The organism is Paenarthrobacter sp. NPDC058040 (assembly GCF_042885775.1).
In the GTDB taxonomy this organism is placed as follows: Bacteria; Actinomycetota; Actinomycetes; order Actinomycetales; family Micrococcaceae; genus Arthrobacter.
This window is the reverse complement of sequence record NZ_JBHVRN010000009.1, coordinates 60,901-74,804: the sequence shown is the minus strand read 5'-3', so window position 1 is coordinate 74,804 and position 13,904 is coordinate 60,901. Positions and strand designations below refer to the sequence as shown.

At 64.2% G+C, this 13,904-nt stretch carries 19 protein-coding genes; 8 read left to right on the top strand and 11 right to left on the bottom strand.

All coding sequences use genetic code 11. The features are described 5' to 3' along the window. Positions 1-13 precede the first annotated feature (13 nt). Entirely contained in the window at positions 14-865 is an 852-nt protein-coding gene (locus tag ACFVSJ_RS14115) for an SDR family oxidoreductase (RefSeq protein ID WP_387437453.1), read from the bottom strand. A gap of 136 nt (positions 866-1,001) precedes the next feature. On the opposite strand from ACFVSJ_RS14115, the gene ACFVSJ_RS14110 reads away from it, so the two are divergent. Next, positions 1,002-1,250: a hypothetical protein gene (locus tag ACFVSJ_RS14110; protein WP_387437452.1), complete on the top strand. Its 249-nt coding sequence runs from the start codon at positions 1,002-1,004 to the stop codon at positions 1,248-1,250. A gap of 35 nt (positions 1,251-1,285) precedes the next feature. Then, complete coding sequence (locus ACFVSJ_RS14105; protein ID WP_387437451.1) at positions 1,286-2,065, top strand: glycerophosphodiester phosphodiesterase; 780 nt, start codon at positions 1,286-1,288, stop codon at positions 2,063-2,065. A 67-nt stretch (positions 2,066-2,132) separates the two neighbouring features. Here ACFVSJ_RS14105 and ACFVSJ_RS14100 read toward each other — a convergent pair whose 3' ends face one another. Further along, positions 2,133-3,959, bottom strand: coding sequence for a glycoside hydrolase family 2 protein (locus ACFVSJ_RS14100; RefSeq protein ID WP_387437449.1), 1,827 nt, complete (start codon positions 3,957-3,959; stop codon positions 2,133-2,135). Positions 3,960-4,097: 138 nt separating this feature from the next. On the opposite strand from ACFVSJ_RS14100, the gene ACFVSJ_RS14095 reads away from it, so the two are divergent. The 5 genes from ACFVSJ_RS14095 to ACFVSJ_RS14075 all read left to right on the top strand — a co-directional run bounded on the left by ACFVSJ_RS14095 (position 4,098) and on the right by ACFVSJ_RS14075 (position 8,102). Next, positions 4,098-4,424, top strand: coding sequence for an ArsR/SmtB family transcription factor (locus ACFVSJ_RS14095; protein WP_387437448.1), 327 nt, complete (start codon positions 4,098-4,100; stop codon positions 4,422-4,424). Further along, positions 4,421-5,215: a cation transporter gene (locus ACFVSJ_RS14090; RefSeq protein ID WP_387437447.1), complete on the top strand. Its 795-nt coding sequence runs from the start codon at positions 4,421-4,423 to the stop codon at positions 5,213-5,215. Before ACFVSJ_RS14095 ends, ACFVSJ_RS14090 begins: the two co-directional genes overlap by 4 nt. After that, positions 5,212-5,874 (top strand): DsbA family protein, encoded by a 663-nt coding sequence (locus tag ACFVSJ_RS14085; protein ID WP_387437446.1) that lies wholly within the window; start codon positions 5,212-5,214, stop codon positions 5,872-5,874. The genes ACFVSJ_RS14090 and ACFVSJ_RS14085 overlap by 4 nt, the downstream gene beginning before the upstream one ends. Positions 5,875-5,925: 51 nt before the next feature. Then, a complete protein-coding gene (locus ACFVSJ_RS14080) occupies positions 5,926-6,888 on the top strand; it encodes a D-2-hydroxyacid dehydrogenase family protein (protein WP_387437445.1) in 963 nt (320 codons plus the stop codon). Positions 6,889-6,959: 71 nt separating this feature from the next. Then, the gene (locus ACFVSJ_RS14075) at positions 6,960-8,102 is read left to right on the top strand and encodes a glycerate kinase (RefSeq protein ID WP_387437444.1); all 1,143 of its coding nucleotides are present in this window, start codon (positions 6,960-6,962) and stop codon (positions 8,100-8,102) included. A 3-nt stretch (positions 8,103-8,105) separates the two neighbouring features. Here ACFVSJ_RS14075 and ACFVSJ_RS14070 read toward each other — a convergent pair whose 3' ends face one another. Continuing rightward, positions 8,106-8,336, bottom strand: coding sequence for a DUF2630 family protein (locus ACFVSJ_RS14070; RefSeq protein ID WP_387437443.1), 231 nt, complete (start codon positions 8,334-8,336; stop codon positions 8,106-8,108). An 82-nt stretch (positions 8,337-8,418) separates the two neighbouring features. On the opposite strand from ACFVSJ_RS14070, the gene ACFVSJ_RS14065 reads away from it, so the two are divergent. Next, positions 8,419-8,862, top strand: coding sequence for a YdeI/OmpD-associated family protein (locus ACFVSJ_RS14065; protein WP_387437442.1), 444 nt, complete (start codon positions 8,419-8,421; stop codon positions 8,860-8,862). Between the two features lie 13 nt (positions 8,863-8,875). Here ACFVSJ_RS14065 and ACFVSJ_RS14060 read toward each other — a convergent pair whose 3' ends face one another. The 8 genes from ACFVSJ_RS14060 to ACFVSJ_RS14025 all read right to left on the bottom strand — a co-directional run bounded on the left by ACFVSJ_RS14060 (position 8,876) and on the right by ACFVSJ_RS14025 (position 13,894). Beyond that, entirely contained in the window at positions 8,876-9,427 is a 552-nt protein-coding gene (locus ACFVSJ_RS14060) for a dihydrofolate reductase family protein (protein ID WP_387437440.1), read from the bottom strand. 11 nt (positions 9,428-9,438) lie between these two features. Beyond that, positions 9,439-9,756, bottom strand: coding sequence for a hypothetical protein (locus tag ACFVSJ_RS14055; protein ID WP_387437439.1), 318 nt, complete (start codon positions 9,754-9,756; stop codon positions 9,439-9,441). Positions 9,757-9,943: 187 nt separating this feature from the next. Next, a complete protein-coding gene (locus ACFVSJ_RS14050; protein ID WP_387437438.1) occupies positions 9,944-10,510 on the bottom strand; it encodes a type 1 glutamine amidotransferase domain-containing protein in 567 nt (188 codons plus the stop codon). A gap of 95 nt (positions 10,511-10,605) precedes the next feature. Continuing rightward, positions 10,606-11,223: an AAA family ATPase gene (locus ACFVSJ_RS14045; protein WP_387437437.1), complete on the bottom strand. Its 618-nt coding sequence runs from the start codon at positions 11,221-11,223 to the stop codon at positions 10,606-10,608. Between the two features lie 8 nt (positions 11,224-11,231). Beyond that, a complete protein-coding gene (locus ACFVSJ_RS14040) occupies positions 11,232-11,888 on the bottom strand; it encodes an HAD-IB family hydrolase (protein WP_387437641.1) in 657 nt (218 codons plus the stop codon). After that, positions 11,885-12,148: an acyl carrier protein gene (locus ACFVSJ_RS14035; protein ID WP_387437436.1), complete on the bottom strand. Its 264-nt coding sequence runs from the start codon at positions 12,146-12,148 to the stop codon at positions 11,885-11,887. The genes ACFVSJ_RS14040 and ACFVSJ_RS14035 overlap by 4 nt, the downstream gene beginning before the upstream one ends. After that, positions 12,145-13,206 (bottom strand): beta-ketoacyl-ACP synthase III, encoded by a 1,062-nt coding sequence (locus tag ACFVSJ_RS14030; protein ID WP_387437435.1) that lies wholly within the window; start codon positions 13,204-13,206, stop codon positions 12,145-12,147. Before ACFVSJ_RS14030 ends, ACFVSJ_RS14035 begins: the two co-directional genes overlap by 4 nt. Beyond that, on the bottom strand, positions 13,190-13,894 hold the full coding sequence (locus ACFVSJ_RS14025) for an AAA family ATPase (RefSeq protein ID WP_387437434.1): 705 nt from the start codon (positions 13,892-13,894) through the stop codon (positions 13,190-13,192). The genes ACFVSJ_RS14030 and ACFVSJ_RS14025 overlap by 17 nt, the downstream gene beginning before the upstream one ends. Positions 13,895-13,904 lie beyond the last annotated feature (10 nt).

Here is a 13,904-nt window from a genome sequence, read left to right as displayed (position 1 = left end):
CAAGGCCGGGCGTTCACGGGTGGCGCACGCCTTCGCCGGCCAGGATCGCCCGGTACCCCTCACGGAACGTCGGGTAGGTGAACTCGAAGCCCGTTGACCGGAGCCTCCTGTTCGAACAGCGTTTGTCGCCTGCACCGCCGTCGGACGCTGGCCCCACCAACGGTTCCGGAAGCCGCAGTTCCTGGGCGAGGAAACGCAAAACGTCGCCCAGCTCGGCGGACTCGTCGTCGACGCCAAGGTACAAGGGTTCGGGCTGAGCCTCCATGGTGGCGAGGTGCACGATCATGCCGGCCGCATCGTCCCTGTGGATCCGGTTGGTGTGCTTTGGCTGCCCGGGAATCACCGCTTGGCCCGAACGGACTTGGTCGATGAGCCGGGTTCGTCCGGGGCCATAGATACCGCCGAGCCGCAGGACCGCGGCAGAGGCTTCGCCAGCCCGGTCAAGCAACAGTTGCTCGGCCTCGAGGAGCACTTTTCCGCTGAACCTGGTGGGCTCCGTCGGAGTGTTCTCGTCCACTACCGCACCGCCTGCGTCCGGATAAACGGCAGTTGACGAGACAAAGAGGAGCCGCTGCGGCGGACGCGTTTGGCGGTCGACGGCGTCCAGCACGTTCCGCAGGCCGTCGACGTATGCGGCGCGGTAGGCATCCTCCGTGGAGGCATCGGCGGCCAGCGAAACCACCACGATCTCCGCATCGAACCGAAGGTCCGGGACCTCGTAGGAGAGGTCCGCCTTCACGCCGCGGATCTGAGGGGGCAGCTTCTCCGGAGACCGACGGATCCCGAACACCTCGTGACCCGCCGCAGCGAATCGCAGGCCGGCCTCGGTCCCCAAGTCGCCGCACCCGGCTATCAACACAGTCATTCCCTTAGTTTGCCAGCCGCGCAGCCGTCACCGAGTTCCCAGATTCCATACAACCGGCGTTCAACTTGCCGCCGTAGGCTTCCAGCCAAGGACCCGTTCGCATCGAGTCTTGTCAGTTGGATATTCAGGGGGAACCATGGCCAAGCGTCGGATCAACGACCCTTCTGCCGCTCCGCTTCGTCGAGTCGAGCCGGACCATCATTGGCGTGCACTCCGCCGCGGCGACCGGGTCAGCCTCACGCTGACCCCGGGTTTCGCCTCCCACGGCGTGGTGGACGACGTCACCGGCGACGCCACGGCGGTTTGGGTGAAGCTCGACGGCGGTGGCGGCCGCACGCTGGTGCACGTCAGCGACGGCGTGGCGATCGTTCCGCAGGAGCCCTGAGTCCCGGGACCGGGGCATTCGGCTACGCTACCGGTGTGACGCTGCCTTACTTCCTCCGCAGAGACGGTTCCACTGGGCCTTTGGCCTTTGCGCACCGGGGTTTTTCGATGGATGGGCTGGAGAACTCGATGGCTGCGTTCAGGGCTGCCATCGAACTGGGCACATTGCACCTGGAGACGGATGTGCACACGACGTCGGACGGTGTGCTCCTGGTTTTCCATGATGAGTCCTTGGAACGCGTGACAGATTCCGTGGGACGCATTGCCGATGTGACCGCCGTCGAGGTTTCAAAGGCCCGCATCGGCGGCCGCGAACCGGTGCCCACCTTTGATGAACTCGTGGCTGCCTTCCCCGACGCCCGCCTGAACTTGGATGTGAAGGACTGGAATTCCGTGGGCCCGCTGGCCGAAGCCATTGAACGCCACGGAATTCATGGGCGGGTGCTGGTGACCAGCTTCTCGGATCGCCGCCGCCGTGCGGTCCTTAAGCGGCTGAGCCATCGGGTGGCATCGTCGGCAGGAAGCAGCCTGACCGCGCTCTTCGTCGTCCTGGGCCCGGTCCTTCCGGCCCCGGTGGCACGCAAGGTGCTTGCCGGCGTCGACGTTTTCCAGGTACCGGCCCGCTACGGGAGGTTCCCGGTGGTGACTCGCGGGTTTGTCCGACGCGCACACAAGGTGGGCCGGCAGGTGCACGTCTGGACCATCAACGAGCCTGCAGAGATGGAGCGCCTTCTTGACCTGGGCGTGGACGGCATTGTGTCCGACCGGCTGGACCTGCTGAAGGAAGTTCTGGTGCGCCGGGGGCAGTGGGTTTAGCCCGAAAGTGAGAGAGCGTTGACCGGAAGGGGCGTTTTCGTGAGAGAGCGTCGGATGCTCTCTCGCGCTACTGCTCCTCGATGGCTGCCGGGCGTTGCTGGGTGGCCCGGATCCTGGCGAGGTCCAGTTTGGTGGAGCGATCGAAGGTGAAGATGCCGTTCTTCTCCTGGAACACGTCCGTCAGTTGCGTGTAGCAGTAACCGAACATGTCCGGGTTATCCAGCAACACACTGCAGAGCCCGTGGAACCGCTCGTAGAACTCTTCCTCGCTGGCCACCCGCTGGCCGTAGCCCCAGGAGCTTTCGACGTCGGTTCCGGCAGCTTCCGCAGCTTGGCGCGCCTCGGCTTCGTTCCACCAGATGCCGCCGAATTCGGAGACGAAGAACGGCTGGCCGCTGTACGGCACGGAGTAGTCCACGCCGTCGTGGGCCCGGTTGAGGAAAGGCTTCCCCTCGCCCAGGCCCTCCTGTTCGAGCCGGAATTTGTCCGGGTCCTGCTCGTAGGAGTGGGAATCGTAGATGTCGGTGTCACGCACCCTGTGCGAATATCCGGACGCATCGATGACCGGGCGGGTGGGGTCGGCCAGCTTGGTGGCCAGGAACATCGCCTGCGTGACGTCGTCGAGGACGGTGATCCGATCGTGCAGATGCTGGTGCGTTTCGTTGAGGGGGCACCAGCCGATGATGCTCGGATGGTTGTAGTCGCGCTGAAGGACTTCGAGCCACTGGGCCACGAAGCTGGCCGTGGGTTGCTGGTTATGGCCGATGGTGCCTCCGCCTGAGACACCCCAATCGCCGAACTCGCCCCACACCAGGTAGCCGAGCCGGTCTGCGTGGAACAGGAAACGCTCCTCAAAGACCTTTTGGTGCAAGCGTGCTCCATTGAAACCGGCGGACAGGGACAGCTCGATGTCCTTGACCAGCGAGGCGTCATCCGGCGAGGTCATGAGTGATTCCGGCCAGTAGCCCTGGTCCAGGACGAGCCGCTGGAAGACGGCCTTGCCATTGATGCGGACCACCTTGCCGTCCAAGGCCACGGATCGGATGGCGGCGTAGCTGCTGACTTCGTCAACCGTTCCGCCGTCGGGGTCCTTGACCGTGACCTGGAGGTCATAGAGAAACGGGTCCTCGGTGGACCACGGGCGCAGCTGGTCTTCCGGGATGTCGAACCTGAGCGACGGGGAAAGGTCGACGTCGGCCCGCACCGAGGCTTCGATCCGCACCTTGGATTGGGGGTTGGTGAGGACGGCGGCAATTGTGTGGCCCACACGGTTGCTGGAAATCGGTACTTCGACGGTCAGGCTTGAGTCGGCGAGGCTGGGGGTCATCCTCAGGCGTTTGATGTGAACCTCGGGCACGGCTTCCAACCACACCGTCTGCCAGATGCCCGTGGTGCGCGTGTACTGGCAGTGGGTGTTGTTGTACCAGGTAGCCTGCTTGCCGCGGGCTTGCATCGCGTGGCGGGAGTCGCGGGCACGGACCACCACAACGGCCTCAGCTCCCGGCTCGGCCACGCCATCAAGGTCTGCCGTGAACGGTGTAAATCCACCCCGGTGCCGCGCTACTTCGACTCCGTTTACCCAGACTGTGGCATCGTGGTCCACGGCTCCGAAATGCAGGAGGACCTTTTTCCCTGCCCACTTCTGCGGAATGGTCACCGTGCGCCGGTACCAGACGGCCTCCATGAAATCGACGTGTTCCACGCCCGAAAGTGCCGATTCCGGCGCGAAAGGGACCAGGATCTCCCCGGCGGGTTCACGCGTGAGGAGGCCGCGCTCCAGTCCTGAGTCTCCGGCGTCGATCTCAAAACTCCAGGTGCCGTTGAGGTTCAGCCAGGTGTCGCGAACCAATTGGGGCCGGGGATGTTCGGGCTTGGGAATGACGGGCTGGGTCAAGACATCTCCTTCGAAAGCGGAAAGATTCATCCTTTACAACGTTAGAATCTTTGGCTGCCCGATTCCAAGGGGGTTTGGGAGATTCCATCGTGTGAATACAGCTTGGCCTGAATACATCCAAGGATGTACTTTGAGGGCATGGAAACGCTCACGCAGGCCCCAGTGCTGGCCAGGTTCGGCTATGCAGTCTCGGATCCCACGCGTGCCCGGGTGCTCCTGGCGCTCTCCAACGGACCGTCGTATCCATCGGAACTGGCTGACGCCTTGGGCGTGTCGCGGCAGAGCATGTCCAATCACCTGACCTGCCTACGAGGTTGCGGGTTGGTGGTGGCTGTCCCGGATGGGCGGAGGAGCAGGTACGAACTCGCCGACGAACGCTTGGGCCACGCCATCAAGGACCTGCTCGGAGTGGTCCTTGCCGTTGACCCCTCCTGCTGCGCGCCGAATGGGGAGTGCTTCGCATGACCGCCACGCTTCCCGGTGTGGACCGGCGCGCCGTCCTGAGCCGGCGGATCAGGCTCTTTGCGGCCGCCACCATCACCTACAACGTCGTCGAGGCCGTCGTAGCCCTGTGGGCCGGCGGCGTCGCTGACTCCTCCGCGCTGATCGGCTTCGGCCTGGATTCCGTCATTGAAGTGACATCGGCGCTCGCCCTTTCCTGGCAGTTCTCCGCCAAGGACCCGGAACGCCGCGAGCACCTGACGCTGCGGATCATCTCGATCTCCTTCTTCGCCCTGGCCGCGTTCGTAGCCGTAGATGCCGGCCGGTCACTCCTGGGAGCGGGGGAAGCGCAGCACTCAACGCCGGGAATCGTGATCGCGGCACTGAGCTTGGCCGTCATGCCCGTGCTGTCCTGGGCGCAGCGCCGCGCCGGTCGCGAATTGGGTTCCCGGACCGCCGTCGCAGATTCCAAGCAGACGCTCCTTTGCACGTATCTGTCCGCTGTCCTGCTGCTTGGCCTGCTGCTGAACAGCGCCCTGGGCTGGTGGTGGGCGGACGCTTTGGCGGCTCTGGTTATTGCCGGGATCGCCGTGCGCGAGGGGACCAGCGCCTGGAAGGGCGACGTTTGCTGCGCCGTGCCCGGCGGGCAGGTGGATGGGCATGCGGATGGGCCCGCGGATGGGCATGCGGAAGCCAACTCCGAGCCGCGAGCTGAGACTGACACGCCCAACGGCAGCGACTGCTGCGACGACTGTTCCAAGGACAAGCCCGCCAGTGTCACCCTGGCCCTCGGCACCAAGCCGGCTGATCGATGAGCGCGGCCGTAACGGGCCGCGGCGTCCGCATCGCCATCTGGATTCTGTTGGCAGCGGTGCTGGGCGCCGGTGCAATCTATTTCGCCGTGCTGACGTCCTCCAAGCCAGCACCGTTGACAAGTACGGAGGCCCAGCTGGTCCGGGATGACAGCCATCGCGTCACCAGCCCGCCCGTCGAGAAGGCCCAGCTGGTGGAGTTCCTGGATTTCGAGTGCGAGTCATGCCGCGCAGCCGAGCTCCTCCTTGCTGAGCTGAAGGAGGAGTACGGAGACCGCATCACCTTCATCCACCGCTACTACCCGCTACCGGGCCATCGGAATTCCGGCACGGCCGCCGTTGCGGTGGAGGCAGCGGCCCAGCAGGGCAAGTACCAGGAGATGGCGGCCAAGCTGTTCGAGATGCAGCCGTATTGGGGTGAGGCGACCGCATCCCAGGCGGGGCTCTTCAGGACGTACGCCCAGGAGTTGGGGCTGGACATGACCCGCTACGACGCCGCTTTGTCCGACCAGGCGGTCAAGGACAGGATCAGTCGCGACGTCGCCGACGGCAGGGCACTTGGCGTCGCGGGCACGCCCACGTTCTTCCTGAGCGGCAAGAAGCTCGCCCTGGACACGGAGGAACAGTTCCGGCAGTTGCTGGACGAGGCCATCCAGGGGTAGCGCGTGAGAGGCTGGACCTACGCGTCCAGCCTGCGAGCCAAGGAGATTCACGTGACCCAGTACCGATTGGCCATCCTTGACGACTACCAGCAGGTCGCCAGCGACTACGCACCTTGGGAGTCATTGCTCGACGACGGCGTGAAGGTCACGGTTTTCAGCGCGCCTTTTATCTCGGAAGAGCAGGCCGTGGCTGCGTTGGCGCCTTTCGACATCATTGTGGCCATGCGCGAGCGTACCCGGTTCCCGCGTCGCGTCCTGGACGGGCTGGGCAACCTCAAGCTTTTGGTGACAACGGGCATGGCCAACGCCGCGATCGACCTGGAGGCAGCTTCCGAGCGCGGCATCGTAGTCTGCGGCACGGGCGGTTCGCCGGCAGCTGCGCCCGAGCTGACCTGGGCACTCCTGCTCGCCTTTGCCCGGAATCTGGTGGTGGAGGAGAACTCGCTGCGGGCAGGCGACTGGCAGTCCGCGGTCGGGTTTGAACTGGAAGGCAAGACGCTCGGTATCGTCGGCCTGGGGAAGATCGGCTCGCGTATGGCGCGCTACGCGCAGGCGTTCGGCATGGACGTGCTCGCGTGGAGCCAGAACCTTACGGCTGAGGCGGCTTCGGCTGCTGGAGCGCGGAAGGTCAGCAAAGAGGAGCTCTTCCGGGAGTCCGACGTCGTCACGCTCCACTTGCGGTTGTCGGACCGGACTCGGGGGATCGTCGGGGCCAACGAGCTGCGGCTCCTCGGCCCGGAAGGACTCCTGGTCAACACAGCCCGCGGCCCGTTGGTGGACGAAGCTGCCCTCATCCGCGCCTTGGAAGAAGGATGGATCCGGGGTGCCGCGCTGGATGTTTTCGATGAGGAACCCCTTCCGGCCGGACACTCCCTGCTGCATTCGCCGAGGACTGTGCTTTCACCGCACATCGGATATGTGACGCATGAGAGCTACCGGCAGTTCTACGGCGGAGCGTTCGAAGACGTGAAATCGTGGGTGGCGGGCACGCCCGTCCGGGTGCTCAACGCTTAGCGTGCCCGAATTAGTGCCCTTCATTACGCCTGGGCAAGCGCTTTCCCATCCAAGCTGGCATGATATATCTCATGCGTATCCTCATTGCCCCTGACAAGTTCAAGGGATCCCTGACCGCCGCCGAAGCCGCGTCAGCCATGGCCGAAGGCGCCCTCCGTGTTTACCCCGACGCGGTGACCACCCAATTCCCCGTCGCAGACGGCGGTGAAGGCACGCTCGATGCTGCCATCGCGGCAGGTTACGAGGAGCGGAACAACGCCGTTGTTGGTCCCATCCTCAAGCCCGTGGGTGCTTCGTGGGCCCTTCAGGCCAACCCCTCCGGCGGAGCTACGGCTGTTATTGAGACCGCCCAGGCGTCCGGCCTCGCCCACATGGAGCCCACCCCCGAGAATTCCCTGCGTGCCCATAGCTATGGCTGTGGCCAGCTCATCGCCGCAGCGCTCGAGGCTGGTGCCACCGAGATCGTGCTTGGCTTGGGCGGCTCTGCCATGTCCGACGCCGGCAGCGGGGCCCTGCGTGCCTTGGGGCTCAAGCCCCTCGATGCTGCAGGGAACGTCGTCCCGCTCGGGGGAGGGTCCTTGGCGGACGTCGTTGCCTTGGATGTCTCCGAGCTGGATCCGCGACTGTCCGGCGTGAAGTTCCGCATCGCCGTCGACGTTCAAAACCCGCTCTACGGCCCCGAGGGCGCCGCGCATGTCTTCGGTCCGCAGAAGGGCGCCGACCAGGATGCGGTGGAAAAGCTCGACGCCGGTCTCCGCAACTGGGCGTCGCTCCTTCGGGAAGCCACGGGCCGTGATGTCAACGTTCCGGGAGCTGGAGCGGCAGGCGGGTTCCCGGCGTCGTTCCTTGCTTTTACTGACTCCGCACTGGAAGGCGGCTTCGCGCTGGTCGCCGGGCTGACCGGTCTTGCCAAGCACTTGGGCGAGGCCGATCTGGTGATTACGGGCGAGGGCTCCATGGACGAGCAGTCTCTTACGGGGAAGGCCCCGATCGCCCTGGCCGACGCAGCGAGCGTCCACGGAATCCCCGTGGTGGCAGTCGCGGGTCGCATCACTGTGACGCCGGAGGATTTGGCGAAGCACGGGATTGTGGCTGCCGCGCAGTTGCTGGACGTCGCTCAGCGCAAGGACGGAGTCCCGGACATTGCCGACGCCGTAGCCAACGCCGGAAAGTACGTGGCCTGGGCAACCAGCCAGGTACTTGAAGGTGCCTAGGGCCTACTGGCGGTAGCCCTCCACTTCGCTGACGGGGCGGGCTTCGGCATCGTCCGGATTTTCCCCGGCGTCCCGCTTGGCGCGGCGCTGGCGGAGGAGGTCCCAACACTGATCAAGCTGGGCTTCCACCTGGGCCAGCCTGGCCTTTCCGTCTTCCGGTGTGGACGCATCGCGGAGCTGGTGCTCCTCGTCCACCAGTGACTGGATGCGTTCCAAGATGTCCTGATTGTCCACGAGTTGACTCCCTTGCTCGATGTGACGGTTATGTTCGAACGTAGTCCTGCTTAAGTCGTGCGTCTACCGGCATACTTGGCACATGAAATTCACTACCACCATTCAGGGTGAAGGCAACAAGGCCGGCATCGTGGTTCCCGAGGACATTGTTGAGGCGCTGGGTGCGGGTAAGCGGCCGCCAGTGGTGGTGACGATGAACGGCCAGAGCTACCGCAGCAGCATCGCCGTGATGGGCGGGAAGTACATGGTGGGCGTGAGCTCGGCGAACCGCGAGCTGACGGGCGTCTCTTCCGGCGACACCCTGGAAGTTGGCCTTGAAGTCGATACCCAGCCACGCGTCGTCGAGGTTCCCGATGACCTCGCTGCCGCACTGGAAGCCGAGCCCGACGCCAAGGCCTTTTACGCGACGCTCAATTACAGTGCCCAGCGGCGGTACGTGGAGCCGATCGGGGATGCCAAGACGGACGAGACCCGTGCACGGCGCGTGGCCAAGGTCGTGGCGGATTTGAAGGCGGGGAAGAAGTAGCCGCAGGCGAGCCCTAATCCTTCCGCAGGCTGTACGTCGTCACAACATTGCCTTTGCTGGTGGCGTACTGGTCTTCAAGGACGAGCCGGTTTACGGGGTCGCCGGCTTCGAAGATTCGCCGTCCACTGCCGGCAATCACGGGGTGCGTCATGAGTGTGAGCTCATCCAGGACGCCTGCGAAGAACAATTGACGGACCAGTGAGATGCTGCCGCAGACCGCGATTTCGCCGCCCTCGCCGTTCTTTAGAGCGGTGACGAACTGTTCGACGTCGCCCTCGATCAGATGCGAGTTCTGCCACTCGAGGGGCTCGCTGAGGGTGCGCGACGCGACGAACTTTTCCACCGGATTGATGAAGGCTGCGAAGTCCTCGTCCTGGGAGGCGTTCGGCCAGTATTGGGCCCATTCCTGATAGCTGACCCGGCCCAGCACTACCGTGTCCACGGTATTGATCATCTTGGTCAGGCCCTTGCCCAGGTCCTCGTCGAAGCTGTCGAACTGGAACTTGAACGGGTCCTGGACCACGCCGTCTACGGAGTGGAACAGTCCGGCGGTTACTTTGCGCATGGTTGCTCCTGTCAAGCGGCGACCGTTGCCAGGCGGCGGGTCGGCAGGGCGGTCACATTGTCGAGCTCAGGGAGCCGGATGGGCACTTCGTAGAGCTCCGAGTAGATCTGCAGCTCATCCACGGCTTCGGCATCGACGGTCGCCCCCGAAAGGTCCATTTCGACGTCGAGTCCACCGCCCAGGCTCTTGGTGCGCTGAACTACCGGGTAGAGCCCTTGGATGCTGGAGGTGGTCACATGCCCGGTTGCTGCGATCTGAATCTGTTCGCCGTCAACATCCACTCGAACAACTACGGAGAGCTTCTCGCTGGCCAATGTGTTGCCTTTCATCAGTGTGCTGCCACGCTGCAGCGTCCCCCAGCCTAGGCATCGAATGTGATCTGCGCAACATTACGGCGGTGTAATTCGCTGGGTCTCGTGTTTGGTTGATTAGGTGCGTGAGGCGAGTGCCGCCGTCGTACTTCTTGAAAAAGTACGACGGCGGCACTCGCGTTTTGGTGCTGGCGCGCGGCGACCGCTAGGCGGTCTGGCCAGCGTGCTGGCCCTCGGAGATTTCTTCGACGACCTTGCTGTTGAAGGCCGGGAGGTCGTCCGGGTTGCGGCTGGTGACAAGGCCTTGGTCGACCACTACTTCCTGGTCGCTCCAGTTGGCCCCGGCGTTCCGGAGATCGGTCTGGAGCGTGTGGTACGAGGTGACGTTGCGGCCCTTGATGACGCCGGCCTCGATCAGGATCCACGGTCCGTGGCAGATTGAGGCCACGGGCTTGTGCTGCTCGAAGAACGCGCGGGTAAAGTTCTGCGCGTCCTTGTCGACGCGGAGGTAGTCCGCGTTCACGACGCCGCCGGGGAGTACCAGCGCGTCGAAGTCCGAGGCGTTGGCGTCGGCCACCGCCAGTGTTGCGTCGAAGGTGTCACCCTTGTCCACGCCGTTGAAACCTTGGATCTTCCCCTTTTTGGGTGCAATAAGCGTTGGCTCGCCACCCGCATCCTCGACGGCCTGCCATGGGCTGGTCAGCTCCACCTGCTCCACGCCGTCCGTCAGCAGGAATGCGACCTTCTTGCCTGTGATGTTGTGTTCTGACACCGTTCCTCCTCCGTGGTGCGGCATGGTCCTTTTGGGCGCATCCCGCTGCTGTGAGAGTTGTTTGTCTGACCCGATCCAGCCTAGGGAAAGTGGAGTTAGTAAGCAAGCTGACTATTTCTTTGCGTGAATCCCTGAAGCCCCAGCACCCCGAGCACTGCCGACAAGCGTTCCTCCACCGAACCCGTGATCACATGGACCGGCTTGGACGTCAGGGAGAGCAGTTCGAACAACTGCTGCCCGGCCTCCAACTGGAACCGGTCGCTGATCGGGGCACCGTCCCGGGGTAGGGCGAACTCAACCCGGATGAAGAAGACGTGATCATAGGCCTGCTCGAAGTAGGCCAAGGCTTCCTCCGTGAAGTCCTCCACCAGGTTCAGCTGGGTCTGGACCACGGGGGAGGTGCTCGGCTCGGAATTGTGGTCCGGGTAAATTCCCAAAGCCAACCGGGTGGACGCGTAAACCCACTCGTGGAGGACTGAACCGTCGGAGATGACGTCACCGGCCAACTGTTCCTGGACGATCCGTTCGGTGTAACGGCGTTGGCTCAGGCGAAGCACTTCCTCATTGGAGCACTCCTGGAGCGACTTCACGGTTCCGGGAAGGGGATTGTGCATCGGAGTTGGCACCGGGGCCACCAAGGGCGTCCGGGCTTCGAGGGCTTTGGTCAACGTGGTTTTTCCAACGCCGTGGGCACCGACAATCGCGATTTTCATTGAGGTCCTTAAATTTCTGCCAAAAGGCGCCTGGACCATCCAGGCGCTGAGGTTGGAAGCTTCGGGTTGTTCACGATGACGCGGTTCCCGGTCAGTTCCAGGAACGGCACGTCCGAAATGTCGTCGCCGTACCCGTGGGACGCGGCGAGATCCAGGCTGTGCTGGGCTGCGTGCGCGGCGACGGCAACAGCCTTGCCCTCTCCGATCATTGGCTCAGTGATGTCACCGGTGTACCGGCCCCGCTCCACGAGTGCGGACGCCGTGAGGACATCGTCTGCCCGAAGGTAGTCGGCGAAGGGCTGCAAGGCCGGCGCAAACGAGCCGCTCACCAACACGATCCGGTGGTCCCGGTTCCGATGCCACTCAACGCGGCTGGCCATGTCGGGAAACACGAGGCCGGACCGGGGCACAGCGGAAAACCACTCCCGCCCAAGTTCTTCGACCTCAACCACGGAACGGCCGGCCCACCACCGGAAGTATGTCCGGTTGGTTTCCTCCCGCGGGGCCCCGGCGGCTTTCGCCAACCGGAGTCCCGACAGGAAGGCCCTCCCTTCGGCCAGCCGACCGGACGAACCTGCATCGAAAAGGAGCAGCTCAAACATGGTGGTCAGTGGTGTCAGGGTGCCGTCGACATCAAAATAGGCGGCCGCTGCCTGCTTCGTCAGGATGCCGCCTCAAGGACACGACGCTCGTTCACCAGCTGGGCCAGTGCAGCGAAGGAACCAGCCTCTGCGATCTCCCAGTCGTGCACTACTGGACCGTATTTTTGGCTGGTCAGGACGGCGATCTCAACCAAGGTCAGCGAGTCCACCTCCAGTTGGTCGAACGGCGTGTCAACTGCCGCATCACCAATGGCCTCGGGGGCTGCAGTGCGGACGAGCTGGTGGATTTCCTCAGCGGTAACAAGTGCTGCGGGGTGGGTCATGATGGTGTCCTTTCGTATTCGGCGGGCTGCGAATCAGCCTGCTGGGGATCAGCGACGGCGATGGGCGGCCAGGTGAGTGTCCCTGCGCCCCAGGTGGTGCCCCCGCCGAACGCGGTGAGCAGTAACTTGTCGCCTGCCTCGAATCGAGGTGCGTGATCGGCCAATGCCAGGGGAATCGAGGCGGCGGAGGTGTTGCCGACCCGGTCCAAATGAATGACTGCTTTCTGCGGATCGATGCCCAGGAGCCCGGCTACTTGGTTGAGGATCCGTTGATTGGCCTGGTGCGCAATGAGCCAGTCGACGTCTCCGGATTGCCAGCCGCTTTCGTGCAGGGCCTTGCGGGAGGATTCGGCCATGGCCGTGACAGCCTGGACGAAGACCTCCTTGCCCTGCATGGTGAAGTAGCGGTCGGCGTCGCTCGTTTCGGGGCCGACGGGCATGCGGGAACCGCCGGCGGCCACCTTGATGAGGTCGTGGCAACTGCCGTCCGAGTGCAGGTCGAACGCGGAGAGCTGTCCCGGCTGACCGTCGTCGCCAGCCCCCACAACAACCGCGCCGGCGCCATCCCCGAAGATGATGGCCGTGTTGCGGTCGCGCGGGTTCACGATCGCGCTGAAAGTATCCGCCCCGATGACCAGCACCCTCCGGTGCTGCCCGGACAAGACGGCGGCATTCGCTTGGGCCAGCGCATAGACGAACCCCGAACACACGGCCGCGAGGTCGAAAGCGGCCACGGGACCCAGGCCCAGCCGGGACGCAACCGCAGGTGCGGTGGCCGGGCAGGGGTGGTCCGGCGTCGTGGTTGCCAGAATCACCAGGTCAATGTCCGGGTTGCCGGCCGACGCCAAAGCACGCCGAGCGGCCTCAGTCGCCATGTCGCTGGTTGCCTCCCCGGGCGCCGCCAACCGGCGCGAGTGGATGCCCGTCCTCGAGCGGATCCAGGCATCCGAGGTTTCCAGCCGCCCCTCCAAGTCAAGGTTGGTGACCGTACCGGATGGTACGTAGCCGCCCAGGCCTTGGAGTACGACGGCGGCTGGCCGCCTAATGCGCGCCGGCAAGTTCGCGTTCCTTTTCGTTGCGGACATCCAGCGCATCGTAGTCCGCCTGGGCGCGGGCAATGGCCTCGTCGATGCTGATGACACGGGGGAGGTTGTAGTGTGCGGTGATGCCTTCGAGGCGCTCAGGGATGCTGCCGCCGATGGTGACGTTCGGGATACCCAGCTTGGCCACCTCGTCCTGGATCATCTGGTCGGCCAAGGACCGGAACTTCTCGTTGACGGGGCGGTGTCCATCGGCCACCAAGGGGAACTCGATGGGCAGGTGAACGAACGCGTCGTAGTTGGCCAGGGCGTGCTGCTTTGCAGGGACACCCAGGGCGCTGATGACCTCTTCGAAGAAGACCAGTTCCCCGGTCTTCTCCACGCTCTCCAGGTCCACGGAGTCGTTCGGGTTGATGCCTACCAGGACGCGGACGGTCCCGTAGATCCACTCGTGCAGGGACGAGCCATCGGAAATGAAGGTATCGCCGAGGTGCGACTCGTTCACGGCACGCTCAGTGTTCCGCCTGGTGATCAGCATGAGGATTTCCGCGGCCGTGCACTCCTCCAGGGTCTTGCCCGGGACGGAAATCGGGAGCAGTTCACGCATGGTCTTGGCCGCACTGCGTGGAAAGCCGGTCAGGTGGGAGAGCGCGATGGTGGTGAAAGTCTTGCCAGAGGAGTACGTGCCTGAGATTGCGAGTTTCATGGTGTTCTCT